This window comes from Marinobacter sp. (assembly GCF_041984545.1).
Classification (GTDB): Bacteria; Pseudomonadota; Gammaproteobacteria; order Pseudomonadales; family Oleiphilaceae; genus Marinobacter.
The window spans coordinates 1-25,535 of the sequence record NZ_JBHIXV010000026.1; the positions used below are offsets into that span (position 1 = coordinate 1).

A 25,535-nucleotide genomic window follows, 5' to 3' on the forward strand; every position below is an offset into this window, starting at 1 on the left:
ACTAACCGGTTTTACCGCCGTCTCCTACTTTTTCACGCTTATCTGCGAAGAACCTAAAAAATCGGGATAAGAACCCGTCGCTAAAACCTGAGTTAACTCAAAAAGGAAGACGCAACATGAAAAAAACGCTCATCGCATCTGCTATTGCAGCCGCTACCTTCTCAGGTGCCGCTGCTGCCCAGGCCAATCTCTCCGCTTCAGAGCTGGCTGCCAAGATGGACTCCATGCCGCAGATCTACGGCAACATCCAGTACGTTGTTTATCACGCTGACGTAAAGGGTGGCGAAAACGGTATTGAGCACGCCGACAACGGCTCAACTCTGGGTGTCAAGCACGACCACGAGATTGCTCCCGGGATCACTGGCTTCTTCAAGCTGGAACTGGAAGGTCTTGCCGCAGACGACAAAGACCGTGAAACCGGTCTGGAAGACGTTGATGAGGCTTACATCGGTGTCAAGGGCGACAGCTTTGGTCAGATCTGGGTTGGTTCTGATGATTCCACCTACGAGAGCGCCATTGACAAGATCGCGAACTTCTACGAGTTTGCTGCCTACAACTTTGGCGGTGGCTACGAAACTGGCGAAGGCGACCTGGTCCAGTACATGAGCCCGTCATTCGGTGGCCTGACTGTCGGAGCCGCTGTACAGATTAACGGCGATCTCGACGACGCGACCCTGCCAGACAAGAGCGGCCAAAAGTCTTACCCGTATCAGTTGGCTGCCACTTACGCTGTGGACAACTTTGAAGTTGCGGTTGCAATGGACTCCAACGACGGCGCCGGTGGCGCTAACAACGAGAACACCTATGGTCTGCGCGCAACAGTTGGCCTGGACGCTCTGAGCCTGACTGGTCAGTATTCAGACTCGCAAAGACGTAGGTGACCGTTACGGCATTCACGCTGTTTACACCATGGGCGCAAACCAGTTCGCTGCTACCTACGAGCTGGACGTTGCTGACGATGCAAACGACACAGAGCGTGACACCATCACTGTACAGGCTCTGCACAACCTGTCTGACCACATGTACGTATACGTGGAAGGCTACCTGGGCAATGGCGACGATGGCGTTTACGGTGTTGCCAACGAAAGCGAGCGCTCAGCTCTGGCAGTAGGCGGTGTTTACTACTTCTGATCAGCTAATCAGCTAGTCTGGTAGTATGAAAACCGGCGACCTTCGGGTCGCCGGTTTTTGCGTTTATAAAACCCGCAACAGGCTTTAGCGATGGCGACCGAACTGGAAATCAAACTGAGTGTCTCTGAGCATGCCCAGGAGCAGGCCGTTCAGTGGCTCACCGGGCGGCCGGACGTGCATTCCGGTAAAACCATGGATCTGGTCAATCGGTATTTCGATACACCGGACGGACTGCTCAACCGCTCGAAAGCGGCGTTGCGTATTCGTAAGGCCGGCGATGCCTTTATCCAGACCCTGAAAACCCGGGGCGAGTTTGTTAACGGTGCCCATGCCCGTGAGGAGTGGGAATGGCCGCTGGCTGGCCCGGATCTCGATCTTGATCTGCTGGCTGACACGCCTTTGCATCGAACGCTGGACCTCAGCGAATTGGGCGTGGTGTTTGAAACCAATTTCCAGCGCCGGATCTTCTGGCTACAACAGGGTGCTGCAACCATCGAAGTGGCAGTGGACTCCGGTGTCGTAAAAGCGGGTGACAAACGCCTGCCACTGAACGAAATCGAGTTTGAACTGACATCCGGGGCCCCTGAAAGCCTGGTGAATGCGGCCCTGGCACTGGCGGACGAGGTGCCCGTATTTCTTAATCTCGTCAGCAAGGCCGAGCAGGGTTACTGGCTGGGTGGTTTGTATCATCCCCAACTGGAGGCCGGGCACGAGAGACTGTCGGTCACCGCCTACCTCAAGACGCTCGGGCATGGCTGGTTGCTGGAAAAACCAGTGCCAATCCAGATGCTGGACCTGTCGCGGGTAGCGGGTGCGGCAGACGCCGCAGGCTGTTCGGAGCTATGGCGCCAGGTAAACGATGAACTCTCCCGCGGCGTTCTGGTTCGGGAGTTTGCCGAGCGCGCCACGCTGCTCGGACGGCTTCAGCTGCAGTTGGCCGCTGCGGGTCAGGTTTGAGCGCTTTCTTCGTCCGCGTCTTTTCCGGTGTCGCTGTGGGCTTGCCATTGTTTCAGGAAGGCGCGATGACGCTCCAGCGCCTCCTCGACCGCCTCCACGTCGGGCGTCTCCGAGGATTTCACCAGCACGATTAAGCCCTTGCCTTCAATTTCACGATCGGTCGGTGGATGACAGATGACCTCGTTATCGTCATCGATATACGCGAGGGCCGTGCCGATGCCGTGACGCACCAGTGCGCTGACAATGTCGGCCCAGTTAAGATCGTCGAGGGTGAGATCGTACCGGTGCGGATGATCGTGCTCGTAGTTGAACATGTCTTCCAGCACTTTCTCTGAACCGGGTGCCATCACCGAGCGAACCATGATTTCCGGGTAGGTGCGGACGGGGCGGATAATGGTTCGTACGCCCAGGGTCTTGAACCGTCCACGGTTCTCGTCGTTGACGCATTCCACGATGGTGCGGTTGCCCAGATTCAGCTCGGTGAGTCGGTGGGCGATGTCAAAGGTCAGGCTGTCTGAGTAGGGATCTGACTCGTCGGCGGCCAGAACAATCACGTGTCTTGCGCTGCCGGCGTGAACCGCCTTCAGCGACTCTGGTTCAAAGCCGGCACCGTGATAGTGCACAACGCCAATGTCTGAAAGTTCCGTCGGGAGGCCGTTCGGGAACTGGCGCGTCAGAATCATGATCGGGATGGTCTGGTAATCCGGAATCGAGCGAATCTGCGTGGCAAATCGCATGAAGTACTGCTCGCCGCCGCTTCTTGGCGTGTTGATGATCACGATATGGTCATTCATTTTGTAGATCCACTTGCCCATCAGAATGCGTTCCCGGCGATAGAACCGGTACTCGATAAAGTCGCTGACAATCAATGTCAGCAGGGTGATCGCGCCCACGAACATGATCAGTATGGTGCTCAGCCGGCCTACTGTGGTCTTGGGAGCGAAGTCGCCATAGCCCACCGTGGACACCGTGGTCATGGTGATCCACACCGATTCGAAAAGGCTCAGGTCCTCGACCGCCCAGATCACCAGTATCTGCAGGGTGAGCAGCCCGGCAAGCAGCAGGAACAGGCGCTTCATGCGTTCACGGATCAGGCTGCCCATGGGCAGATGAGAGCCCTGATGTTCCGGATTGAGGGGGCGGCGGTTTCGCTGCATCCGTCTGTTCAGCCTGTTCAGTTGCGGTAGAGTAGGGTATAGAGTACCGGAAATATAACAGAGGAACAGGGGGTTGCATTATGTCCGAGCCATGGCAGGGCTTGCCGGAACGACTTTCGGACGACGTTGCCGGATGCTGGCACTCGGTGTTTCCAGAGGGCGTTCCGGACTGGCTTGTCTCGCCCGAGGGTATGAGCGAGACGGTGATTGCCACTGCAATCTCCCGAAGCGTGTTTCTGCGCCAGACGCTGCAGCGCCACCCGGAGCAGGTCAGGGCGCTCCTTGACTCGCGTCCCCTGACCGAGCCTACCACCCCGGATTACCTCGACAGTCGCTGGCAGGAGTTCCTGGGCACGGTGGAAGGAGAACCGGCGCTGCACACAGCCCTGAGACAGTTCCGGATGGAATCGCAGTTCCGGATTATCTGGCGGGATCTGATGCGCTGGGCCGACCTGGCCGAAACCATGGCAGCCACAAGTGCCTTCGCCGATACCTGCATTGATGGCGCCCTGGACTGGCTGTATCGGGATTCCTGTGAGCAGTACGGCACCCCGCGGGGCGCCGATCCGATAACCGGGCAGGAATCCGACCAGAAAATGGTGGTGCTCGGAATGGGCAAGCTCGGCGGGCGGGAGCTGAATGTTTCCTCTGACATCGACCTGATTTTTGCTTTTCCGGGCAAGGGCGAAACCGTGGGCGGTCGTCGTTCCCTGGATAACCAGCAGTTTTTTGTGCGTCTTGGCCAGCGCCTGATTCAGGCCCTCGACCAGATAACCGCCGATGGCTTTGTGTTTCGCGTCGATATGCGCCTGCGCCCCTACGGCCAGAGCGGAGCCCTCGCCCTGAGCTTTGCCGCCCTCGAAACCTACTACCAGGACCAGGGCCGCGACTGGGAGCGCTACGCCATGGTCAAGGCCCGCGTGGTGGCCGGCGATCAACGGGCGGGGCAGGTGCTGATGGACAGCCTGCGGCCCTTCGTCTACCGCAAGTACATCGACTTCAGCGCCTTTGAATCCCTGCGCAGCATGAAGGCGATGATCAGCCGGGAAGTAAGGCGCCAGGGCATGGAAAACAACATCAAGCTCGGCAGCGGCGGTATTCGCGAGATCGAATTCGTGGTGCAGGCGTTCCAGCTGATTCGCGGCGGTCGCGACCGTGAGCTCCAGCAGCGGGAACTGCTGGTGATCCTCAAGGAGCTGGAGGCCCTGGAGCTGCTGCCATCGTCGGTGGTGCAGGAATTGCGGGAGGCTTACATATTCCTGAGGAACCTTGAGCACGCGCTGCAGGGCATGGAAGACAAACAGACCCAGCTGTTGCCGGAAGATGCGCTGGCCCGGGCGCGGGTCGCTGCGATCATGGGCTTTGACAGCTGGGATGACTGCGACCAGGCGCTCCAGGCCCACCGCAAGCGCGTCGCCACCCACTTCGCCAATATCATTGCCACCGAAGATGATGACCAGGAAGATCGGGACGCACCGGAAGAAGGCTGGCAGGAGATCTGGCTCGCCGAAATGGAGGACGCCGCTGCTCTGGGCTGGCTGAAAGACCGCGGCTACGAGCATCCCGAGACCACCTTGGCAGAGCTGGGCGAATTGCGCTCCAATCGTACCGTGCAAACCCTCCAGACCCAGGGCCGGCGGCGGCTCAACCAGTTCATGCCGATGCTTCTGGCCAGGCTCACGGAGGTGGAGAATCCGTCGGAAACCCTGTCCCGGGTGCTGCAACTGGTGGAAGCGATCCTGCGTCGAACCGCCTACATGGTGCTGCTGCTGGAAAATCCCGGGGCCTGCACCCAGCTGGTCCGGCTGTGCAGTGAGAGCCCGTGGATTGCCCGGCAACTGGCGGAAACACCGTTGCTGCTCGACGAGCTGCTGAACGCAGAGAGCCTGTACCATCCGCCGGCGAAAGCCGAGCTCCAGGATGACCTGCGCCAGCAGATGCTCAGGATTCCATTCGAGGATCTGGAAGAACAGATGGAATCCCTGCGTCACTTCAAGAAGGCCCATATCCTGCGCGTCGCCGCTTCCGAACTCAAAGGTACCCTGCCGCTGATGAAGGTGAGCGACTACCTGACCTGGATTGCCGAGGTGGTGCTGGACCATGTGGTGGAGGTGGCGTTCGCCAACCTGGTGAGTCGTCACGGCTATCCGCGCCGTGCCGATGGCTCGGCCTGCGAGACGGACTTCGCCATCATTGGTTATGGAAAACTGGGGGGCATCGAGCTGGGCTATACCTCCGACCTGGACCTTGTGTTTGTGCACAAGGCCGATCCGGAACAGGTCACCGATGGTGAAAAATCCATCGATAATGCGGTTTTCTACACCCGGCTGGGGCAGCGTATTGTCCATATCCTCAGTACCCAGACACCCTCCGGGCAGCTTTATGAAGTGGACATGCGGCTGCGGCCTTCCGGCAACTCCGGCCTGCTGGTAAGCACGCTCCAGGCGTTCGAGAAATACCAGCGCGAGGATGCCTGGACCTGGGAGCATCAGGCCCTGGCCCGTGCCCGGGGGGTGGCCGGTTGCAAGGACACCCTCGAAGCGTTCGAAACCATCCGGCACGACATCCTCTGCCAGTCCAGAGACCGCGCCAAGCTGCGCGATGAAGTGGTCGAGATGCGGGAGAAAATGCGCGCCAGTCTCGGCACCCCGGAAAGCCAGCAGTCGGAGGTGTTCCACATCAAGCACGACACCGGTGGCATCGTGGATATCGAATTCCTGGTGCAATATCTGATGCTGGCCTGGTGCTCGGAGCACCCGGAACTGACCCAGTGGTCGGACAATATCCGACAGATGGAAGAGTTGGGCCGGGCCGGCGTGCTGGCGGTTGAAGATGCCGAAAAACTTCGGGAAACGTTCATTGCCTTGCGCTCGACCATTCACCGTCGCGCCTTGCAGAACCTGAACAGCCAGGTCGCCGGAGATGCATTTCCCGAGGAGCGTGACTACGTCCGTGCCATGTGGAAAAAAGTGATGATTGAGACCTGAGGCAAATTCAATTCGGGCGGACTTTCCTGCTAGAATGCCGGTTCCCCGAAAACGGCTTTTTTAGGAGCAACGTAGCATGTCGATGGCTGATCGCGATGGCCTTATCTGGCTGGATGGTGAAATGGTTCCCTGGCGGGAAGCCAAAACCCACGTCCTGACCCACACCCTGCATTACGGCCTCGGCTGTTTCGAGGGCGTGCGTGCCTATAACACCGCGAACGGCCCGGCGATTTTCCGCCTGAAAGAGCACACTGACCGGCTGTTCCGTTCCGCCCACATCCTGAACATGAAGATGCCGTTCAGCAAAGAAGAACTGAACGAGGCCCAGCGCGCAGCGGTTCGCGAGAACAATCTGGACGAAGCCTACCTTCGCCCGATGGCGTTCCTGGGATCCGAGGGCATGGGGCTGCGGGCCGACAACCTGAAGGTGCACGTGATGGTGGCGGCCTGGAGCTGGCCTTCCTACATGTCGCCGGAAGCCAAGGAAATGGGGATCAAGGTGCGCACGTCTTCCTACACGCGTCACCACGTCAATATCACCATGTGCAAGGCCAAGGCCAACGGTAACTACATCAACTCGATGCTGGCCCTGAACGAAGCCATTTCGGGCGGTGCCGAGGAGGCCTTGCTGCTGGACAACGAGGGCTATGTGGCCGAAGGTTCCGGCGAGAACATCTTCATTGTGCGCGATGGCGTGCTGCACACCCCGGAGCTGACCTCCTGCCTGGAAGGCATCACCCGGGCCACCATTATCGATTTTGCCCGTGATCTCGGCCTGACTGTGAAAGAGCGTCGCATCACCCGGGATGAAGTCTATGTGGCGGAAGAGGCCTTCTTCACCGGCACGGCTGCCGAAGTACTGCCGATTCGCGAGCTGGACGGCCGGGTCATCGGCGCCGGTAAGCGGGGCCCGGTCACCGAGAAGCTCCAGGGCATGTACTTTGATGCGGTGAAGGGCAAGCTGGCTCAGCACAGCAACTGGCTGACCCACGTCAAGGGTTGATCATACCCGGTATCGCGAGCCGCCGTTGACTGATACAGCCCGGCGGCTTTGTTGTTTCAGAATTCCCTCGAAAAGGCAGGATAAGCCATGACAGACGTAATCAAGGTTCCGGTATCTTTCGGCGAGGTGCTGGACAAGATCACCATCCTCGAAATCAAGTCCGAGCGTATCAAGGACGAAGCCAAACTGAAGAACGTACGCCTGGAGCTGGATGAACTGAGCGCGACCTGGGATGAGGCGGTGAAGGACAAGGCCTCGGAGATTGCAGACCTGCGCCGGCAGCTCAAGGCTGTGAACGAAGAGCTGTGGGTCATCGAGGACGATATCCGGGACCAGGAAGCGGCGCAGGATTTCGGCCCCCGTTTTATCGAACTGGCCCGGGCCGTTTATGTCACCAATGACAAGCGTGCCGCCATCAAGAAAGAAGTGAACCTGGCGCTGGGCTCGCGTTTTGTGGAAGAGAAGTCCTACCAGGATTACACCGCCAGAAAGTGAGGGGGCCTTTCTCTCTCCTGCGGAAAAACGAGGCCGGTAGGTCGGATTGGCAAAGCGTAATCCGACAAAATCCCAACGGCGCCCGAGTCAGTCAGCTCGTGGCGCCGTTGTTGTTTTTGGCGCAGGGTGCGCCTCAACCCATCGGTCCAGCATTGCCGTGGCATCCGCCATTGTAATCAGTTCCATCGCTCCCTCGAATTCGGCCTTCGCGCCCCAGCGCGCCTGCTCCACCGACTTTCCGGTAAATTTCTGCAAAGCCTCCGGGTAGCGGTTCACGCACCACTCAAGGGAATTATAGGGGCCGGAGCGGTAGGGATTGCTGGCGGCAAACAATCCCAGAACATCGGTGCCAACGGCGCTGGCAATATGGGCAGGACCAGTGTCCGGGGCCACGACAAGGTCGGCCCGGGCCAACAGCGCAGTCAGCTGTTTCAGAGTGTCCTTGCCGCAGATATTGTGGGCCTCTTCCTTCATGGCGGCTTCAATGGCCGCGCAGTATGCGTTCTCGAAGGGGGCGGGGCTGCCGACCAGTATGACCTTCATGCCATGCTTCTGAACCGCATGGTCGGCCAGCTGTGCGTAGCGCTCTGCTGGCCAGTTGCGCAGGGCATGGCTGGCACAGGGGCTGATCACCAGGTTCCGGCGGTCGCTTGCCAGTTGTTCCGCCGCGAACGCGTTGTCCTCATCACTGAGCGGAATCTGCCAGCGGGGCGGGGCGGGCTCAAGTCCCAGGGGCTCGAGGAAGCTGGCGAGGCAGTCCCGCACGTGCTGCTCCGGCGCCGGCTTGATGCGGCGGTTGATAAAGAGGCTGTGCAGGTCCTTGCTCCTGGCCCTGTCGTACCCGACTCTCAGCCTGGCTGGAATACAGGCCGACGCCAGATTGGCCCGAAACGCCACCTGCATGTGTAGCAGTGCGTCGAACCGCCGGCCTTTCAGTTTCTGGCGCAACTCGGCATAGCCCTTGCGACCGGATTTCTTGTCGAAAACGATGAATTCGACACCCGGCAGATCACCGATCAGTTTTGCCTCGATCTTGCCGATCACCCAGGTGATTGTAACGCCGGGGATTTGCTCCTGAAGGCTCAAGACAACCGGAATCACGTGGGTAACATCGCCGATGGCGGACAGGCGCAGAATGCAGATGGACTTCATCAGAACAGTATCCGTTTCAGGGTGGTGCCCGGTGCTGTGGAGCTTTGCTGGCAATCATTGCTAAACTGGCGCCATTCTATCGCACTCGTGCCCACGCGTCTCAATGGTGGGGCGCGTGTTTCCGTCATTATTCCGAGGATCGGGTAGCCCTTCATGGTGGAGTCTGAAATCTGTCTCCGGAACAAAGGCTCGGCCATGCTGGTTCATCCAGACTACCGGGGCCGGGTCAGCGAGGACTGGTTTCAGCCGGCATTCTGGGGCGACATGGCCAGGCCGGTCAGCAGTGGTGGCCGGGGCGCGGCCTGGTTTGTTGAAGCCGGGGACAACCGGCTGGTGCTTCGGGAGTACCGCCGGGGCGGTTTGATGGCGAAGCTGGCCAGGCACACCTACCTGTTCAGTCGCGAATCAGAGGTTCGGTCGTTTGCAGAGTTCAGGCTGCTGTACCAGCTTGAGGCCATGTCGCTGCCCGTACCCCGACCGGTGGCCGCCTGGTACCACAAGCAGTCACCCATCCAGTATCGGGCGGCAATTCTGATTGAACGGTTGCAAGGGGTGGTCCCGCTGGCGGACCAAATCGCCGAGACATCACCCGAGGGTTGGAAGCAGCTCGGGGCGACCATCCGTCGGTTTCACGATGCCGGTGTCATGCATGCCGACCTCAACTGTTACAACGTGCTGGTGCGCGATGATCAGTATTTCCTGATCGATTTCGACAAGAGCCGCCTGATGGGCCAGGGCAGTCCGGCCAGTTGGCAGCAGGCGAACCTCGACCGCTTTGCCCGCTCGCTGGTGAAGGTCGCCGGCGAGGAAACCCGCAGGCGGGTCTGGGATTCATTCATGAACGGTTACAACAAGGGAAAGGCCTCTTGACCAATCCACAGCCAGACGGATCGCTTCCGTCCATACTCTGTCTCACCGACGCCTGCGATCGTCCCGAGACTGAACTGTTTATCGGCCTGCGGAATGCGGGCTTCAACGTTGATGTCATGTGTAACCCCAAGGGCCGGAATTATCAGCGCCTGCTGGATGAGGGCATGGTCGCCAGACCCATGGCGCTCAGGAACCGGTTCGACAAGGAAGGCACTGCGGCGATTCGTGAGCAACTATCCCAGAAAGCCTACGATGTGATTCACGCCTACAACCCGCGAGCCCTGGCCTGTGGCCTGCGAGCCTCCCGGGGCACCGACATCAAGGTGGTGGCCTATCGGGGCGTGATCGGCAACATCAGTTTTTTCAATCCGGAATCCTGGATTACCTTCCTGCACCCGCGGGTAAGCCGCATTGTCTGCGTGGCCGACGCCATCAAAGATTATCTCGCGGGTCTGCGATGCCTGTGGATGCGCATTCCCGATCACAAGCTCCAACGCATCTACAAGGGCCATGATCTGGCGTGGTATCAGGCCGAGCCTGCGGATCTTGCCGAATTCGATGTTCCCGAGGGTGCTTTCGTGGTCTGCTGTACCGGCCGCAACAGCCCTCGAAAGGGTTTTGATGTACTGATCCGCGCCATGGACGAGTTGCCGGACGATATCGAGGCGCATCTGCTGCTTGTGGGCGACGTGGACAAGAACGAGGAACTCAGGTCCCTGGCCGGCCAGACCGCCCACCCCGAAAGGATTCACTTCACCGGATTCCGGACGGACGCGCCGGCCATCGCCGCGGCCAGCAGCGTTTTCGTATTGCCGTCTACGGTGCGCGAAGGCCTGCCCCGCGCTGTTATAGAGGCCATGGTTTACGGAGTGCCACCGGTGGTGACCCGGGTTGGAGGTATGCCCGAGCTCGTCGAGGAAGGTGTCAGTGGTCTTGTAGTGGCGCCCAAGAGCACCGGTGAGTTGGCATCTGCCATCGAGCGACTCTACCGCGATCGTGAGCTGGCGGCTTCTCTGGGCCGGGCCGCGCGGGAACGGATCGCCCGGGATTTCCATACGTCACAAACGGTCCGGGAAACCGGAGACCTATACAAGACACTGACGGGCAAGGGCTGAATGCGCCGGTATCTGTTTTTCGTAAACCAACCCTATTCCTATTCCATCCTGCGTCCCCTGCAGGAGGAGATTCGCCGGCGCGGCGATGAAGCCGCCTGGTTTGTGGCCGGCTGCTCGACCGCGCCCCTGCGCCCGGATGAACGTCGTCTGCGAAACGTCAAGGAGGTGATGGATTACCAGGCAGACGCCACCTTTGTGCCGGGAGACTGGGTTCCCTATTTTTTTCCGGGTATCAAGGTGGAAGTCTTTCATGGCATGGCCAGGAACAAGCGTGGTCACAGCAGCGAGGACGAAAGCGATCACTACCGGATTCGCGGCTGGTTTGACCTGTACTGCACCCATGCCCTGAAGGACACGGAAAAGTTCAGTGAGCTGGCGGAACAGCATGGCCATTTTGCCGTTACCCACACCGGTTGGCCGAAACTTGATCCACTGCTTTCGGCGAACCTTCCGGGCCGGCGGCCACTGCCTGCACCCGAGTTGCCCGTGGTTTTCTACGCGTCAACGTTCAGCCGCTCGGTCACCTCCGCACCCCAGCTGGTGGAAAAGATCGGTGAGCTTGCCCGGAGTGGCCACTACAAGTTCATCGTAACCCTGCACCCCAAGATGGACCGCGAAATTGTCGATCAGTATCGGGCCCTGGCTGGCGAGCACCTGCGTTTCGTGGAGAGTGACGAGGATTTACTGCCGCTGCTGCCGCAGGCAGATGTGATGCTGTGCGACACTTCGTCGATCATGTTCGAATTCATGTTCCTGGACAGACCGGTAGTAACCTTCCGCACGAAAATGCCCGGCCCCTACCTGATTGATGCCCAGGAGGTTGACGAAGTTGAACCGGCGCTGGAACGTGCCCTCGAGTATCCCCGCGATCTTATGGAGGAAACCCGTTCGCTGTGCGACCAGCTCCACAGCTTCCGGGATGGCCGTTCCAGTGCGCGAGTGCTCGATGCCGTTGAAGATTTCCTGACCACCAAACGCGACAAACTGAAACCCAAACCACTTAATCTTCTGAGAAAACTCAAGGTCAGAAGGCGTTTGCGAAAGGAGCTGGCCAGGATGACTCCGGAGTAACGATGCCTTGACGGACGCGTCGGCCCCTATCAGCGTATTTGTTGCCAGCACGCCCTTGCAGTTGATCAGCTGCGCGGAGGCCAGGCACGCCTATGGGTGCAGGCCGGAGGATACGCTTCTGGTGATTGCCCGGCCAGATAATCGCGAGACCGAACGGCAAATGGCCATGCTGATAAGTGCCCTGGGCTGGCGAGGGTGCGAGATCAGCTATCTCACCAAGCGTACGTTCTACGTCCGTCTTGCCGGTCTGGCGAGACGCCTGTCTGGTTGCCGAATTGAACGACTGTTCATTGGCAACAAGGCCAGCTGGATTCACGAGGTGTTCTATCGGAGCTTCGAGAGCAGTCAGGTGATTTTTGTCGATGACGGCCTGGCGACAGTGAAGTACTACCACGCGATCCATCGCGAAGGTATGCCATCGCGGATATCGGTGTCCAAGCGACGGTTGCTCAGAACCCTGGGCATCCGAACGCATCGGGTGATTTCTCAAGGCCTTGTTTTTTTCACTTTTTTCCCGTTACCCACTACCGATCGGATAAACGTTCGCCATCACGATTTTCCGGTGTTCCGGCAGTGTTTCCGGACGACGGTCCGGGACAGTCGCCTGGAGCCGCTGGTGGGTTTTCTGGGGCAACCATTCGGCGGTAAGGATCGTCTGCAAAGGCTCGCGTTACAAATGCAGCACATCGTGAGCAGCTATCCCGGGAGACGAATCGTTTATTTTATGCACCGGAAGGAAAGTCGCGACGAACTGCAAAAGGCGCTGGCAGAATACCCCGTGGATATTCGCCAGGCCGGGCGGCCCATTGAGGTGGAAGTGGCGCTGTCAGGACACCGTTATCTGGCTTTCTTCAGCTTTGCCTCAACCGCGCTGTTCACCCTCAAAACCATGTTTCCGGACATTCGTGTTGTCCAGATCGACGATCCCGCCCTGGCCTCAAAGCTGGTCTATTACGATGAAATGCTTGATCTGTTCAGGGCGGCCGGGGTTGAGAGTGTCCGTCTGAGCCAGGGCTAAGGCTCCCGGTCGCGTGACGGCCGCTCCAATGTCCAAAGCCCCGCGTACTTGTTGAAAGTGACCTGGGCGTAGGTGACCGCCGTGAGATAGCCCACCGCACCATCCAGAAAACCGAACCGGATGAAATACACCTGAACGAAGGTCAGCAGCCCTCGCAGGGTGGGGTAAATCATTGTGCGGGTTTTCTTGCCCTTTCGGTGTTTTTCCAGCGAGCCAAGCCAGGCGTACTTCGCGCTTTTCTCAAGGGAATGCCCGAAGTCCCGGTGGGTGTAATGGGTGAGGCGCCCCCGAAGCGTTCGAACCTTCCTGCCGGCAGGTATCAGTATCCGCTCGTGGACCAGAGCGTCGGAAAACCGGACGCCCTCCCGCCGGAACAGCCGCAAGGGAGCGCGGCCACTCCGGCCAAAGTCCAGGCGGCTGCCGTAGATGGTCACGGCCCAGGGCAGCTTGTAGGCGTCGGCATCCGGGTCGGCCAGGTGGTGGTTGATTTCCCGCGCCAGCCCCGGGGTGATCCGCTCATCGGCATCCAGGGAGAGCACCCACTCGCCTGTGGCTTTTTCGAGCGCCCGTTGCTTCTGGATGCCGAACCCCGGCCAGTCAGTCACCTCAACCACGTCGGCCAGTTCCCGTGCCAGTTCCACCGTGCGGTCGGTGCTGCCGCTGTCCAGGACAATGATCTCATCGGCCACCAGTCTCGCAGAACGGAGGCAGTCGGCAATATGGTCTTCCTCGTTCTTGGTGATGATGGTGGCCGACACCTTGCGGGTGCGGTTGCGCACGTAAGAACGGCTGAGTTCCGTGAACATCGCCGAGGCAATGGAGGCCACCAGCAGCAGGTAGAAGGTCAGGAACAGCGACCGGTTGAAGGTGGCCTCGGTCAGCCCGAAGAGCAGATAGCCCGTGCAGACCATGACGCCTGCGGCAGCCAGGTGGGCAGTGGGAACATGGGTGACGAACAGGTTTCGGCCAAACACCGCAAACGGGATGAACAGCAGCAGAGCCCAGCTCAGCACGCCGATGACGCCGCTGGTGGCCGCCGTGTTGAGCAGGTCGTTGTGGGCATGCCCCGTGCAACACTCAAGAAAGGACTCGGGCAGTTCACCGGCTGCGACCTGGGACTGGATGTGGCGGCTGAAGCCGCCCAGGCCCGCACCCATAACCGGATGTTCGGTGAACAGCTCCCAGGCCTCTTCCCATACCGCAACCCGGATTTCCATGCCGTTATCGAGCTTGCCATCGCTCAGGAACCCTTCCAGTGAACTGGACATCCGGTCGCTGGTGATGGCTGCGGCAGCCACGAGGATTGGAATGGCAACGAGGCCCGCAATACGGGCCCGCTTACCCACCAGCGGAATCAGTGCCAACAGCAGGAAGGGCAGGGCAACGAGGTTGCTTCGGGTTTCCGAGAGCATGGAAATGACGATGGCCGTCAATCCGAACAGGAACACCGGAATAGCAAACAGCCGACGCCCGTCGCGGTAGAAGAACAGCGAGCCGACAATGGTCAGCATGCCCCCGAGCAGGGCGAGGTTGCCGAAGCTGATCGGATTGATGCCGCCGCCAAAGCGGGAGTTGAGCACGTGATGCAAGGCGCCCTGGCGGGCTGCAATGGTAACCAGGAAAACCGCCAGAACGGACACCGAAATCAGCGTGATCGCGGTAAACGTCACCCGCGCACCGATGGCGGCCCGGGTCAGTATCAGAATCAGGGGCCAGAACAGGATAAAGCGCGCGTGGGTCCCCAGGGTCTTGCCACCCTCGTAATCGAACCCCTCGAGGACCCAGGAAACCGCGCTGATCAGTACAAAAAACCAGAAAGCAAAATGCAGGAGCCTGAGCTCCTTGGGTTTCTCCCAGCCGTCGCGGTAAAGGGATTTCTGGAAACTGACGACCATGCCGCCGATGGCCAGGAGCAGTGTAGCCCCTGCCAGGACGCTGGACGACAGCAGGGCGCCGCCGAGGCCGGCCATCAATAGCGCTGCGGGGAGGATTCGGGTCATGGCGTTCATGGCTAGCATACGCGATCCGGGTTGTAGGGGTTGATCTCCCCCGGCGGCCTGTGCCGCATGCGTTTGTATTCCCACTGGTATTGCGCCGGAATTTCCCGAACGCAGTGCTCAATGGCCTGGTTCATGGCGGTGGTGGCCGCCACCGGATCACTGTCTCCGAGTCCCGGACCGGTGTCGCGAACCACAATCCGGAAGCCTGCCGCGTCTGGCAGGCGTTCGGCGTAGGTGATCAGCACATTGGCGCCGGTGCGCTGGATCAGCTTGGAGACGAGGGTCATGGTTTTCACCTCCATGCCGAAGAAGGGGGCAAACGCGTTGCCTTTGCCCCGGGGCGACTGGTCCGGAAGGATGCCGGCAACGCCGCCTTCGCGCAGGATCGCCGCGAGGCGTGCCAGCCCCCGTCGATCGCCCCGAACCAGTTCCGAGCCCAGGCGCCCGCGAACCTTGATCATGTAATCCTCGAATTCGGGCATGTTGGGCGGGCTGTACAGTGCCGCCATTTTGTAACGGGATGAGAAGAACAGGCCGGCCAGTTCCCAGTTGCCCAGGTGCGGTGCCAGCAGAATCAGGCCCTTGCCGCCGGCCATGGCCTCGTCGATCAACTCCAGGCCCTCGGTTTCCCGAACCAGGCCCAGGCATTTGTCCACGGGCCATTCCCACATCAGCGGCACTTCCAGCATGGTCATGCCGGTCTGGCGCAGGGATTCCCGGGACATGGTCGCTCGCTCGGGCTCTGTCAGCTCCGGAAGGCAGATATCCAGGTTTACGTCAGTAACCTGTCGGGACTTGGTGGGCAGGCGCCACACCAGGTAGCCGACAAACCGGCCAATTCGCTGGGCCCCGGCAAGGGAAAGCCCGCCGGCGATCCTGAGCAGGCCGGCAATCAGAAAGTATTTGATCTTGCTCATTTGCGGCCGTACCGGTCCTCGTACCGAACAATGTCGTCCTCGCCCAGGTAGGAGCCGGACTGTACCTCAATGAGTTCCAGGTTGATCACCCCGGGGTTTTCCAGCGAATGCACCTGGCCCACCGGAATGTAGGTGGACTGGTTTTCGGTCACCAGATAGGTTTTGTCGCCGTTGGTCACCCGGGCGGTACCGCTGACCACGATCCAGTGCTCGGCGCGGTGGTGGTGCATCTGCACCGACAGCTTGGCGCCGGGCTTCACGGTGATGCGCTTGACCTGGTAACGGGCGCCGTTATCGATGGAGTCGTACACGCCCCAGGGCCGGTAGACCTCCCGGTGATTCATGTGCTCGTGGCGGCCGTCGTTGCGAATTTTCTCCACCACGGTCTTGACGTCCTGCACGCTGTCCTTGTGGGCCACGAGCAGGGCATCCTTGGTTTCGATCACAACCAGGTTGTCCACACCCACGGTGGCCACCAGACGGCTGTCCGCACGCACCAGGGTGTTGGCAGTGTTGTGGGTGATCACATCGCCGGTCAGGCTGTTGCCATTGTCGTCCTTGTCGCTGACTTCCCAGAGCGCGGACCAGGAGCCGATATCACTCCAGCCGGCATCCAGGGAGACCACGGCGGCCCGGTCGGTTTTCTCCATAACCGCATAGTCGACGGAGTCGGACGGGCATTCGGCAAAGCGTTCGGCGTTGACCCGGGTGAAATGCAGGTCGTCTGCGGTGTCGGCAATGGCGGCCTGGCAGGCAGACAGGATGTCCGGCCGGTGGGCTTCCAGCTCTTTCAGGTATTCACGGGCGCCGAACAGGAACATGCCGCTGTTCCAGAGGTACTCGCCGGAGTCCAGATAGGCGTTCGCGGTGGCCAGGTCCGGCTTTTCCACGAAGCGGTCCACGGCAAAGCTGTCCGGCCCCAGTTCCGAACCCCGGTGGATGTACCCATAACCGGTTTCCGGCTGGTCGGGCACAATGCCGAATGTCACCAGCTTGCCTTCCCGGGCCAGGGGGATGGCCTTCTTCACACCTTCCTGAAACGCCGCCACGTCCTTGATCAGGTGGTCGGCTGCAAGCACCAGCATCAGCGGATCGTCCGCATCCGGCGCAACGGTTTCCTTCAGTTGCAGGGCGGCCAGTGCAATGGCCGGTGCCGTATTGCGTCCACATGGCTCTAGGATGATCCGGGAGTCCTCGTGACCGGACTGTCGCATCTGCTCGGCAGCGAGGAAGCGGTGCTCCTCGTTGCAGATCAGCAGTGGGTTGGCTGCGTCCATGCCCTCAAGCCTGGCAACGGTGGCCTGTAACATCGACAGGGGGCCACTGGTCAGTTTCAGGAACTGTTTCGGGTTCAACTGGCGTGACATCGGCCAAAGTCTTGAGCCTGTGCCGCCGGCCATAATGACGGGGTGAATCATCTGTGCACTCCGGGCTTGAGTTATAGAATGCCGTGGAAATCGTCCAAATCAGGGGCGCCATCTTACCACAAGGCGGTTGTGGTATTGTTCTGAACCGGCCCTGAATTGCTTGCCTCAAAACGGAAATTCCGATGAAGCTACCGCTGTCCGTGTATTACATCACCCAGAACGAAGAACTCCGCTTACCCGAGTCCCTGGCCAAGCTGTCCGGCTGGGTGGATGAAATTATCGTAGTCGATTCTGGCAGCACGGACCGAACGCAGGACATTGCCGAGGCGGCGGGCGCCCGATTCGTGCACAACGACTGGCAGGGCTTTGCCTGCCAGAAGGCCTTTGCAGCCAGCCTGTGCCGAAATGACTGGGTACTGGATCTGGACGCCGACGAGGTCCTCTCGGACCGGCTGGTCGGCAACATCCAGGCCTTGTTCTCACGTCCTGTTGCCGACGATATTGCCGGGTTCCGGATGCGCTGGGTGTTGTCCCAGCCGGATGCCCGCCATCCTTTTCGCCACGACAAAAGCAAGTGGATTCTGCGGCTTTATCACCGCAAGCGAGCCGCCATACAGCCGGAACAGGACAGCAATGACGATCGCCCCAGAGTAACGGCCGGGCGGGTGATGAACCTGAAAGGCGACGTTCTGCACCGCACGCTGATCTCGCTGGAGCAGATGGAGCGCAAGTACTGCCAGCTGTCGAGCGAGCAGGCACGGTTCCTGGCCAAAAAGGGTCGAAAAATCTCCAGTGCCCGGCTGTTCGTCGAGTTTCCGCTGAAGTTCCTGAAGTATTACTTCATTCACCGGCAGATCCTGAACGGCTGGTTTGGCCTGAGCGTGGCCATTACCGCCGCCAACCGGAATTTCATGCGTCTGGCCAAGGCGCGGGAACTGCAGATGCTGGCCAGCTTTGAGGGTGAGGCCAAGGAACCGTAGCGGACCGGTCGGTTCGGGGGATCAGTCTGGAAGGGCTTCCCGATAAAGTGCCTCGGTTTTCGCCGCCATGGCCTCAACGGTAAGGTTGGCCCGGGCGAACGCCATGGCCGTAGCCTCGCGCTCGGCAAGTCCCTCCAGGTTGGCCAGGGCACGGGTCAGTGCGCGGGCAATGGCGTCCGGCTCGTGACCCCCACTGATGGCTTCCGGAGGAAGCAGCTCCATTGGCCCGGAAACCGGGGTCGAGACCACCGGGCAGCCGCACAGCAAGGACTCGATCAGGACATAGGGAAAACCTTCGCGATCGGAGCTGATCACGCTCATTCGGGCCTGTCGATAGTGTCGGGCCAGGTCAGGGCTGTAGCCGGGCAGGGATATGGTGTTTTCCAGGCCCAGGCCACGAATCTGCTGCGCCAGCGCCGAGCGCTGGCTACCTTCGCCGTAAATCGTCAGATGGCAGCCGTCAGCGGCCGGACCAAGCAGGGACCAGGCGTGAATCAGCCGGTCGAAACCCTTCACCGGCTCCAGTCGGCCGGCGGCAATCACATGGGTGGTCCCTGGCGACAAATCCACTTCCGATGGCGATAGCCCGGAGTCTTCGCCAACGTGGGCGCCGTTGTATATCAGGTGACAGCGCGGATGAGTGAGGGCACGTTTGATCGCCGGGCTCACGGCGATTACGCGGTCCATCCGGTCAAAGGCTGTGTGGCTGGACTTGATGCCATGGACCGTGCCGATTCGCACGGTATTCGGCCCGCCGACTTTGCCAGCCAGCTGGGCCGCCTTGTTGCCCTGGGAGTGCAGGATATCCGGTGCAATCTGGCGGATATTGCGGCGAAGCAGGAAGTGCAGCAAAGGGTTGTGACGACTTAACTGAACCGGCAGCGGGTGAAAACGCACGGGCGCCGGGAACCGGGCTTCGTAGGCCCGATGGCCCAGCACATGCACCCGGTGCCCCATGGCCGCCAGCGCATGGGCCAGATCGGCCGTGTGTTGTTCCATGCCGCCCCAGCCGCTGCCGGGGGTGGCCAGGAGCAGTGCAATGGTCAGGGGGCGCCCGGAGGTCATGTGGATTTGCCGGAGCGCCGGTTGAGGAGATTCTCGTAGACGTTCAGGGAGGCCTCGGTCTGGGCTTCCAGGCGGAACCGATAGGGAATCTCGATGGTCGGTTTCGGCGAATCCAGCATCCGCGCGATCACTCCGGTGAACGCGCCGATATCGTCCGGCGGCACCAGGCCCTGGGGAAAGCAGGCCTCCAGGGTTTCCGCTGCGCCACCGCGATTGTAGGCAACCACCGGCGTTCCCGAGGCCAGGGCTTCGGTGACAGTGCGGCCAAAAGGTTCCGGTTTGGTGCTCATATGGCACACCACGTCAGCCAGCAGATACAGGTTGGTCATGTCATTGCGCTGGCCCAGGAAGCTGACGTGCTCTGTGAGTCCCTGGCGATCCCTTGCCCGTTCCAGCTCCTCCAGGAAATGTTCCTTGCCGGGTTCGGCGCCCCCGGCGATCACCCCATGGCAGTCCGGGCGGGCCTGCACCAGTCGGGCCATCATGGCGAGGAAATCCAGCTGGCCTTTCCAGCGCGATATACGCCCCGGCATCATGATGATCCTTTTGCCGGCAAGTTGTGGATACTGCCGAAACCAGCGCTCAAGCCATTGCGGAGGTAGCTCGCGCTGGCGGAAGGCCTCGATATCGACACCGCGCTGGATAACCGTGAGCTTGTCGGGTGGCACCTGGTAATTCTTCAGAACATAGTCCTGCACGCATCGGGACACCGCGATCATGTGATCTGCCCGGGTCATGATGGCGCTGTAGGGCGTGACCGAATACATGCCGTGGAAAGTGGAGACCACGGCGGGGTGCTGGTTCCTCGGGATGGTTTTCAGGGCCAGGAAGATGATCCAGGCAGGCATGCGCGAACGCACATGGATGATGTCCGGCTTGAGATCCAGAATCAGCTTTCGCATGGGCAATATCTGCCCGAAGGAGGCAGGGGACTTTCGGTGAATCGGCATATACACGTGCCTGGAGCCCTGGCCGCGGAGTTGTTCCGCCATGGGGCCACCCTTGGAAACCACCCAGGACTCGTGCCCCCGTTTGACAAGATCCGCGGCAAACTCCACCGTGCCGCGCTCAACACCTCCACTGTAAAGTGCCGGCAGTGCCTGCAGAATTCTCACGGTGCGGATCCCCTCTCGCCGTGTGCGGAGCTTTTGCGATTGTCGCCTGATGGGGCCGGGATCAGTTTCTGGTCGATAATCCAGCGGGCGGCACGATCGGCCTCCCAGAGGGTCCGGTTGCCCGGGTTTCGGCCGGCCATGACGATCGCGTGGTCGGGCCAGCGCGCCACATAACCCTGCTGTACCAGGCGTTCCACGCCTTCGGCGACGCGGCTGCCGGTTCGGTTGGCCAGCTCGAAAACCCCGGTGGGCACGGCCGAGGTGGCGGCTTCACAAACCATGGACATGCTGTCCGGCGTGACCCAGGCGGCTCTTGAACCGGCCAGTTGGTGACTCAGCCAGTTCTCGTGGGTTTGCTCGGGGTGTACCACCGACACACGCAGCCCGGACAGATCCTCCAGGCGCGCCTGTAAAGGTCCCGGTGTGCGACGGGAGGTGGCGATGGTCCAGCGCCAGTCCGGGTATTGGCCAATCAGATGGTTAATCTGGCCGAGCAGGACATCGTCGTCCCAGTCGAAATGCGGAGATGGGCCACCAATAAGTAGCAGTGCCTCCCGCTTTTCGGTAATCCGGGCCAGGGGCGTGAGTGCGTTAACCACTCCCTCGGTGACCAGGGTACGGGTTCCGGGCGGCACGCGGTCGTGTGCGGGAATCACCGCGCCATTCACCAGCGACAGGGGAAAGCCAGGTTTCATAATCACCAGAGTTTTCACCCCGCGCAGTCGGCGTAGCGACAGCAGCAGTCGGTGGGTGCCGGTGCCTGCGGCCACCACCAGGTCCGGGTGCGGCAGCTCCGGGTGCATCCGCGGGGCAGCGCCCAGCACCGCGCGCCATAATGAAATCGACTGGGTGGTGGCGTCCACCCAGTGTGTGGCGGCGCCGGTCAACACCCGTAGCCGATTACCAATCCCCTTGAGCTGGTTGCGATGGCCGGGCTTGTTGTCGGTCAGAAGCCAGACGACGGGTGCTTCCTTTCTGGCCTGTTTCGGGTGATCCGTCATGCCGCTCTGTTACCTGCGTTTGTAGAAACCCGGATCCGACTCGTCCGGACGGGTCTTGAACCGTCGATGCATCCACAAGTACTGGTCCGGGGCACGCCGGACTTCACGCTCGATGGTCTGGTTGATCAGGGTTGCGTCCTGGAGGTCGTCCCCGCTCGGGAAGTTCTCCAGGGCTGGATGGAAGTAGATATCGTAGCCCGGGCCATCCTCCCGCCGGAAGTGGCTGAACGGCACTACCTGGCAGCCACTGCGTTCCACAATCCGGGACGTTGCGGTAATGGTGCCCGCCTCAATGCCGAAAAACGGCGCAAAGACAATGTCCTTGCGTCCGTAGTCCTGATCGGTGGCGTACCAGACCGCCCGGTTCTGTTTCAGGCTGCGAAACAGCCCGCGCAGGTCGCGGGCGCCCAGGACCGTGCCGTAGCGGCGCTCCCGGGCCCGGGTCATCACCGCGTTCATCAGCGGGTTGTTGTGGTCCCGCTGCATGACATCGGCTTCTATGTACTGGGTTACCAGGCTGCCGCCCAGGTCGAGGGTGCTGTAATGGCCGCCCAGCAGCAACACGCCTTTACCGTGTTTCAGCGCCGCTTCAAAATGCTCGAGCCCGTGAACGCGGGTAATGCCGGTCAGTTTGGCCGGATTGCGGAACCAGGCAATGCCCAGCTCCAGAAGACCGATGCCGTTGGCGATAAAGGCCTTGCGCACCAGCGCCTGCTGTTGGGGCGCTGTCAGTTCGGGAAAGCACAGGCGAATGTTCACCTCGGTGATATGGCGCCGACTCCCGGCCAGTCGGTAGGCAAGCAGACCGGCGATCCTGCCAAGCCACCATTGCAGCCGGATAGGCAGTTGCGAAACCAGCCACATCAGGGCAATACCCAGCCAGGTGGGCCACCACCGGGGATGCCGGTAGGCGGAATAGTCGGTGTTTCGCGGGAGCTTACGGTATTTCCTGTTCACGTGGAGCGGGTCCTGCAAGATGTCGGTTTCCGGGCCGGACGCGCCTGGTCGCCCGGCGGCAATCGGAAGCAAATCAATAGGTTTTGCGCTATCATAACGCACTGTTTTGCCCGGAGTCCCCTGTGCTGCAATTTATCTACTCCCAGTTGATCCGGCTGATTCTGCCGTTTATTCTCCTGCGCTTATGGTGGCATGGCCGCAAGGCTCCGGAGCTCAGACGTAACTGGTACCAGCGCCTCGGTATAGTGCCACGGGCCAGCGGTACGGTGGTCTGGGTGCACGCGGTCTCCGTGGGCGAGACCATCGCCGCTGCGCCGATGGTGCGACGCTTGCTCGCCCGCAATCCGGGCATCACCATCCTGATGACTGCCATGACCGACACCGGGCTGGCCCAGGCGCGCAAGATGTTCGGCGATCAGGTGCGTTACGCTTACGCACCGTACGACACGCCGGGAAGCATCCGCAGGTTTCTCGACCGGGTCGGGCCCCGGATTCTGGTGATCATGGAAACCGAAATCTGGCCCAACATGATCCGCCAGAGCAGGAACCGCCGGGTGCCGGTGTTTCTGATCAACGCCCGTTTGTCCGAGCGCTCGGCCCGCGGCTATGAGCGTGTCCGCAGTCTGGCCCGTCCGATCATGCAGAGTATCAGCTGGGTAGCGGCCCAGGCCGAAAAAGACGCCGAGCGATTCCGCCGGATTGGCGTGGTGCCGGCCAAGGTGGCGGTAACCGGTAGTGTCAAATTCGACGTGGACATCCCCGAGCTGGTGCGCGAAGCCTCGCAATCACTGAGGCAATCCCTGGCTGGCCGGCCGGTATGGATTGCCGGCAGCACCCACGGCGTCGAGAACGACCAGCTGCTGGCGGCCCACTGCAAGGTTCTGGAGAAGCACCCGGGCGCATTGCTGATCCTCGTGCCCCGTCATCCGGACCGGTTCGGGCCGGTGGCCGAGCGTACCGGAAAGATGGGGCTGAGCCTGGCCCGCCGGTCACTTTCTGAAGATCCCGCCGGGGCGCAGGTATACCTGGGCGACACCATGGGCGAGTTGATGATGCTGTACGGTGCCAGCGATCTGGCGTTCGTAGGCGGCTCTCTGATCGAGCGGGGTGGCCACAACCCGCTGGAGCCTGCCGCATGGGGCATCCCGGTGTTTTCCGGCCCGCATATTTTCAACTTCGAGACCATCTACCAGCGTTTGCTGGACGACCATGGCGTAAAACTGGTCGACGATGGTGACGACCTCGCCAGCCATATTTGCCATCTGTTCAGTGACGATGAGGAAAGGCTGGCCATCGGGCGCCGGGCCCTTGAAGTCGTCAATCGCAATCGTGGAGCACTCGATCGCGTCGTGGACGGCATCATCGAGCGGGTCTGATACCGGGCGGACTGCCAGGCTGCGGCCCGCCTCCGTGGCTGTGTGGCGTGGTTAGCGGGTCGGGTCGTCGAGGGTTTCTTCCTCGTGGGCCAGTGCCTCGATCCCCGGGGCGGCCGCGCTCAGCCAGTTGTTGAGTTCAAGCAGGTCCTGGGGGCTCAGGGTGCCGGCGGCCTGTTTCAGCTGCAGGGTGTTGATGACGTAATCATAGCGCGCGTTGGCATAATCCCTCAGTGCGACCTGGTAAGCCCGTTCGGCGTCCAGAACTTCCACAATATTACGGGTGCCAACTTCATACCCGGCGCGGGTCGCTTCCAGGCCGCTGCGGCGAGACACAATGGTCTGCTTCAGTGCATTGGCGGTTTCAATATTGTTATTGACTGTCAGGAACAGGCTTCGGGTGTTTACCCGAACGTCGCGCCTGGTGGTTTTCAGATCTTGCTCGGCGGCGATCGCCAATGATCGCTGCTGTCTTACATCGGCCTGGGTGCCTCCGCCGGAGTAGAGCGGCACATTGAGGGAGAGCCCGATAACGCCCTGAACGCCCTCGCTCAGGCTGAAATTCCTGCCTTCAAAATCATTCTTGCTGTAAGAGGCAGAAAGATCCAGGGTCGGCAGATGGCCCGATTTGGCAACCTTCAAATTGGCCTCGCTGGCATTGAGCTCAGACAGGGCTGCCTGTATGGACCAGTTCTGCTGGATGGCTGTTTCCTCCCATGCACTCGGGTTCATCGGTTCAGGCGGTGCAAGCGGGAAGTTTTGCCGAAGGTTTTCCAGATCTTCCGCGTACTCACCGGTAAGTCGCGCCAGTTTTTCCCTGGCCACATTCAGCTGGTTTTTCGCTGCAAGGTGCTGGCTTTTTGCATCATCATAAATGGCACGGGCTTCATAGACTTCGTTGATGGCGATCAGGCCCACATCAAAGCGTTCCTGGGCTTGCTCATACTGTCGTTGAATAGCGGATTCTGTTGCCCGGGCGGTCGTTACGGTAGCCTGTGCCCGAAGCACGTTGAAATAGGCCGTTGAAACGTCCAGCATCAGTTGCTGCTGCGCGAGGTTGTACTGGGCCTCTGCCGCTTCTGACTGGAACTGGCTGGCGTCGAGCTTGAACCAGTCTCCCGCACGAAACAGAGGTTGTGTTAACTGGATGCCGTAATTAAATGATTTGTAGCTATCACTGGTATTGAAAATGCTCGTTGAGCCCTGGCCGGTGTCAAGGTCGGTGTGGCTCGCCTCTCCGAATGCAGAAACCTGGGGGAGCAGGGCGCTCTTGCTGATATCGATGGCCGCTCGCTGGGCATCCAGCTGCGCCTTGGCGGAGGCAATTCCAGAGTCGTAAGTCAGCGCCTGTTCGTAGGTTTCCATCAGATCCAGGGAAAAAGCAGGTTGGGCTGCCAGCAGGGTGATCAATCCTGGAAGTAAACGTTTTTTCATTGTTGCTCCTGAAAACTGTCTTCCGGCATCCGTCATCTGGACGCAGGTATCGGCAGGTCATCGATTGGACGGCAGGGCTACGCCGACAGCGACCCCAAAGTATTGGTCGGTCATTATGGACAATAATCGCTTCCGTCTCTACACTTAGCATGTTCATGTAGTTTGTGAGCAGATAAAGAGAATTTATCGCGTCTTGACGGGGTGCTGGTCTGTCTTCCGGTTAACGGCAGGCAGACGGCTGAGATTGCATCGCAGAACCCGCGACCTGATCCGGATAATACCGGCGTAGGGATTTAAGACCACAGCGCTGAAAGACCAGTGTTTCCCCAAGGGAAAATCCGTGTCCAAGGCTCCGTCATACGCGACCCGA

The 25,535-nt window shown here is 60.4% G+C and carries 22 protein-coding genes and 1 riboswitch; of the genes, 12 read left to right on the forward strand and 10 right to left on the reverse strand.

Going from position 1 to position 25,535, the window contains the following annotated elements:
* The first annotated feature begins 116 nt into the window (after nt 1-116).
* The 3 genes from ACFC20_RS12610 (at nt 117) to ACFC20_RS12620 (ending at nt 2,088) form a co-directional block, all read left to right on the forward strand.
* Nucleotides 117-881, forward strand: coding sequence for a porin (locus ACFC20_RS12610; protein ID WP_375193311.1), 765 nt, complete (start codon nt 117-119; stop codon nt 879-881).
* A gap of 28 nt (nt 882-909) precedes the next feature.
* Nucleotides 910-1,131: a hypothetical protein gene (locus tag ACFC20_RS12615; protein ID WP_375193312.1), complete on the forward strand. Its 222-nt coding sequence runs from the start codon at nt 910-912 to the stop codon at nt 1,129-1,131.
* A gap of 90 nt (nt 1,132-1,221) precedes the next feature.
* The gene (locus ACFC20_RS12620) at nt 1,222-2,088 is read left to right on the forward strand and encodes a CYTH domain-containing protein (RefSeq protein WP_375193313.1); all 867 of its coding nucleotides are present in this window, start codon (nt 1,222-1,224) and stop codon (nt 2,086-2,088) included.
* On the opposite strand, the gene ACFC20_RS12625 is transcribed toward ACFC20_RS12620, so the two are convergent.
* Nucleotides 2,079-3,245 (reverse strand): potassium channel family protein, encoded by a 1,167-nt coding sequence (locus ACFC20_RS12625; RefSeq protein ID WP_375193314.1) that lies wholly within the window; start codon nt 3,243-3,245, stop codon nt 2,079-2,081. The genes ACFC20_RS12620 and ACFC20_RS12625 overlap by 10 nt on opposite strands.
* Nucleotides 3,246-3,325: 80 nt before the next feature.
* Between ACFC20_RS12625 and glnE the strand changes: the two genes are divergently transcribed.
* From glnE to ACFC20_RS12640, 3 genes are all read left to right on the forward strand, one after another.
* Nucleotides 3,326-6,232, forward strand: a complete 2,907-nt coding sequence (gene glnE / locus ACFC20_RS12630; RefSeq protein WP_375193315.1) for a bifunctional [glutamate--ammonia ligase]-adenylyl-L-tyrosine phosphorylase/[glutamate--ammonia-ligase] adenylyltransferase — start codon at nt 3,326-3,328, stop codon at nt 6,230-6,232.
* A 76-nt stretch (nt 6,233-6,308) separates the two neighbouring features.
* The gene (locus ACFC20_RS12635; protein WP_375193316.1) at nt 6,309-7,235 is read left to right on the forward strand and encodes a branched-chain amino acid transaminase; all 927 of its coding nucleotides are present in this window, start codon (nt 6,309-6,311) and stop codon (nt 7,233-7,235) included.
* 87 nt (nt 7,236-7,322) lie between these two features.
* Nucleotides 7,323-7,730, forward strand: a complete 408-nt coding sequence (locus ACFC20_RS12640) for a DUF6165 family protein (protein WP_375193317.1) — start codon at nt 7,323-7,325, stop codon at nt 7,728-7,730.
* 87 nt (nt 7,731-7,817) lie between these two features.
* On the opposite strand, the gene ACFC20_RS12645 is transcribed toward ACFC20_RS12640, so the two are convergent.
* Nucleotides 7,818-8,882, reverse strand: a complete 1,065-nt coding sequence (locus ACFC20_RS12645; RefSeq protein ID WP_375193318.1) for a glycosyltransferase family 9 protein — start codon at nt 8,880-8,882, stop codon at nt 7,818-7,820.
* 153 nt (nt 8,883-9,035) lie between these two features.
* Here ACFC20_RS12645 and ACFC20_RS12650 point away from each other — a divergent pair, with 153 nt between their 5' ends.
* Genes ACFC20_RS12650 through ACFC20_RS12665 form a run of 4 tightly spaced genes read left to right on the forward strand, consistent with a single transcriptional unit; the run spans nt 9,036 to nt 12,956 of the window.
* Entirely contained in the window at nt 9,036-9,752 is a 717-nt protein-coding gene (locus tag ACFC20_RS12650; protein WP_375193319.1) for a 3-deoxy-D-manno-octulosonic acid kinase, read from the forward strand.
* Nucleotides 9,749-10,867: a glycosyltransferase family 4 protein gene (locus ACFC20_RS12655; protein WP_375193320.1), complete on the forward strand. Its 1,119-nt coding sequence runs from the start codon at nt 9,749-9,751 to the stop codon at nt 10,865-10,867. The genes ACFC20_RS12650 and ACFC20_RS12655 overlap by 4 nt, the downstream gene beginning before the upstream one ends.
* Entirely contained in the window at nt 10,868-11,938 is a 1,071-nt protein-coding gene (locus tag ACFC20_RS12660) for a CDP-glycerol glycerophosphotransferase family protein (RefSeq protein WP_375193321.1), read from the forward strand.
* A gap of 7 nt (nt 11,939-11,945) precedes the next feature.
* Nucleotides 11,946-12,956 carry a hypothetical protein gene (locus ACFC20_RS12665; protein ID WP_375193322.1) on the forward strand — a complete coding sequence of 337 codons (1,011 nt, stop codon included), beginning with the start codon at nt 11,946-11,948 and terminating at the stop codon, nt 12,954-12,956.
* Here ACFC20_RS12665 and ACFC20_RS12670 read toward each other — a convergent pair.
* The 3 genes from ACFC20_RS12670 to ACFC20_RS12680 are packed head-to-tail and all read right to left on the reverse strand — an operon-like array spanning nt 12,953 to nt 17,291.
* A complete protein-coding gene (locus ACFC20_RS12670) occupies nt 12,953-14,974 on the reverse strand; it encodes an O-antigen ligase family protein (RefSeq protein ID WP_375193323.1) in 2,022 nt (673 codons plus the stop codon). The genes ACFC20_RS12665 and ACFC20_RS12670 overlap by 4 nt on opposite strands.
* Entirely contained in the window at nt 14,968-15,873 is a 906-nt protein-coding gene (locus ACFC20_RS12675) for a lysophospholipid acyltransferase family protein (protein ID WP_375193324.1), read from the reverse strand. Before ACFC20_RS12675 ends, ACFC20_RS12670 begins: the two co-directional genes overlap by 7 nt.
* Nucleotides 15,870-17,291, reverse strand: coding sequence for a mannose-1-phosphate guanylyltransferase/mannose-6-phosphate isomerase (locus tag ACFC20_RS12680; protein ID WP_375193325.1), 1,422 nt, complete (start codon nt 17,289-17,291; stop codon nt 15,870-15,872). The genes ACFC20_RS12675 and ACFC20_RS12680 overlap by 4 nt, the downstream gene beginning before the upstream one ends.
* Before the next feature lie 131 nt (nt 17,292-17,422).
* Here ACFC20_RS12680 and ACFC20_RS12685 point away from each other — a divergent pair, with 131 nt between their 5' ends.
* A complete protein-coding gene (locus ACFC20_RS12685) occupies nt 17,423-18,220 on the forward strand; it encodes a glycosyltransferase family 2 protein (RefSeq protein WP_375193326.1) in 798 nt (265 codons plus the stop codon).
* Nucleotides 18,221-18,241: 21 nt separating this feature from the next.
* On the opposite strand, the gene ACFC20_RS12690 is transcribed toward ACFC20_RS12685, so the two are convergent.
* The 4 genes from ACFC20_RS12690 to lpxL are packed head-to-tail and all read right to left on the reverse strand — an operon-like array spanning nt 18,242 to nt 22,358.
* Nucleotides 18,242-19,285, reverse strand: a complete 1,044-nt coding sequence (locus ACFC20_RS12690) for a glycosyltransferase (RefSeq protein ID WP_375193327.1) — start codon at nt 19,283-19,285, stop codon at nt 18,242-18,244.
* Nucleotides 19,282-20,400, reverse strand: a complete 1,119-nt coding sequence (locus tag ACFC20_RS12695; RefSeq protein ID WP_375193328.1) for a glycosyltransferase family 4 protein — start codon at nt 20,398-20,400, stop codon at nt 19,282-19,284. The genes ACFC20_RS12690 and ACFC20_RS12695 overlap by 4 nt, the downstream gene beginning before the upstream one ends.
* A complete protein-coding gene (locus ACFC20_RS12700; RefSeq protein WP_375193329.1) occupies nt 20,397-21,401 on the reverse strand; it encodes an ELM1/GtrOC1 family putative glycosyltransferase in 1,005 nt (334 codons plus the stop codon). The genes ACFC20_RS12695 and ACFC20_RS12700 overlap by 4 nt, the downstream gene beginning before the upstream one ends.
* Nucleotides 21,402-21,410: 9 nt before the next feature.
* A complete protein-coding gene (gene lpxL / locus ACFC20_RS12705; RefSeq protein WP_375193330.1) occupies nt 21,411-22,358 on the reverse strand; it encodes an LpxL/LpxP family Kdo(2)-lipid IV(A) lauroyl/palmitoleoyl acyltransferase in 948 nt (315 codons plus the stop codon).
* A 122-nt stretch (nt 22,359-22,480) separates the two neighbouring features.
* Between lpxL and waaA the strand changes: the two genes are divergently transcribed.
* A complete protein-coding gene (gene waaA / locus ACFC20_RS12710) occupies nt 22,481-23,734 on the forward strand; it encodes a lipid IV(A) 3-deoxy-D-manno-octulosonic acid transferase (RefSeq protein ID WP_375193331.1) in 1,254 nt (417 codons plus the stop codon).
* A gap of 51 nt (nt 23,735-23,785) precedes the next feature.
* Here the strand turns inward: waaA and ACFC20_RS12715 are convergent, their stop codons facing one another.
* Nucleotides 23,786-25,165 carry a TolC family outer membrane protein gene (locus ACFC20_RS12715; protein ID WP_375193332.1) on the reverse strand — a complete coding sequence of 460 codons (1,380 nt, stop codon included), beginning with the start codon at nt 25,163-25,165 and terminating at the stop codon, nt 23,786-23,788.
* Nucleotides 25,166-25,352: 187 nt separating this feature from the next.
* Nucleotides 25,353-25,475, forward strand: a riboswitch (TPP riboswitch).
* Nucleotides 25,476-25,535: the final 60 nt, after the last annotated feature.

Coding starts and splice junctions, on each gene's coding strand:
- ACFC20_RS12610 (WP_375193311.1), top strand. CDS start 117: ATGAAAAAAACGCTCATCGCATCTGCTATTGCAGCCGCTACCTTCTCA.
- ACFC20_RS12615 (WP_375193312.1), top strand. CDS start 910: ATGGGCGCAAACCAGTTCGCTGCTACCTACGAGCTGGACGTTGCTGAC.
- ACFC20_RS12620 (WP_375193313.1), top strand. CDS start 1,222: ATGGCGACCGAACTGGAAATCAAACTGAGTGTCTCTGAGCATGCCCAG.
- ACFC20_RS12625 (WP_375193314.1), bottom strand. CDS start 3,245: ATGCAGCGAAACCGCCGCCCCCTCAATCCGGAACATCAGGGCTCTCAT.
- glnE (WP_375193315.1), top strand. CDS start 3,326: ATGTCCGAGCCATGGCAGGGCTTGCCGGAACGACTTTCGGACGACGTT.
- ACFC20_RS12635 (WP_375193316.1), top strand. CDS start 6,309: ATGTCGATGGCTGATCGCGATGGCCTTATCTGGCTGGATGGTGAAATG.
- ACFC20_RS12640 (WP_375193317.1), top strand. CDS start 7,323: ATGACAGACGTAATCAAGGTTCCGGTATCTTTCGGCGAGGTGCTGGAC.
- ACFC20_RS12645 (WP_375193318.1), bottom strand. CDS start 8,882: ATGAAGTCCATCTGCATTCTGCGCCTGTCCGCCATCGGCGATGTTACC.
- ACFC20_RS12650 (WP_375193319.1), top strand. CDS start 9,036: ATGGTGGAGTCTGAAATCTGTCTCCGGAACAAAGGCTCGGCCATGCTG.
- ACFC20_RS12660 (WP_375193321.1), top strand. CDS start 10,868: ATGCGCCGGTATCTGTTTTTCGTAAACCAACCCTATTCCTATTCCATC.
- ACFC20_RS12670 (WP_375193323.1), bottom strand. CDS start 14,974: ATGCTAGCCATGAACGCCATGACCCGAATCCTCCCCGCAGCGCTATTG.
- ACFC20_RS12675 (WP_375193324.1), bottom strand. CDS start 15,873: ATGAGCAAGATCAAATACTTTCTGATTGCCGGCCTGCTCAGGATCGCC.
- ACFC20_RS12680 (WP_375193325.1), bottom strand. CDS start 17,291: ATGATTCACCCCGTCATTATGGCCGGCGGCACAGGCTCAAGACTTTGG.
- ACFC20_RS12685 (WP_375193326.1), top strand. CDS start 17,423: ATGAAGCTACCGCTGTCCGTGTATTACATCACCCAGAACGAAGAACTC.
- ACFC20_RS12690 (WP_375193327.1), bottom strand. CDS start 19,285: ATGACCTCCGGGCGCCCCCTGACCATTGCACTGCTCCTGGCCACCCCC.
- ACFC20_RS12700 (WP_375193329.1), bottom strand. CDS start 21,401: ATGACGGATCACCCGAAACAGGCCAGAAAGGAAGCACCCGTCGTCTGG.
- ACFC20_RS12715 (WP_375193332.1), bottom strand. CDS start 25,165: ATGAAAAAACGTTTACTTCCAGGATTGATCACCCTGCTGGCAGCCCAA.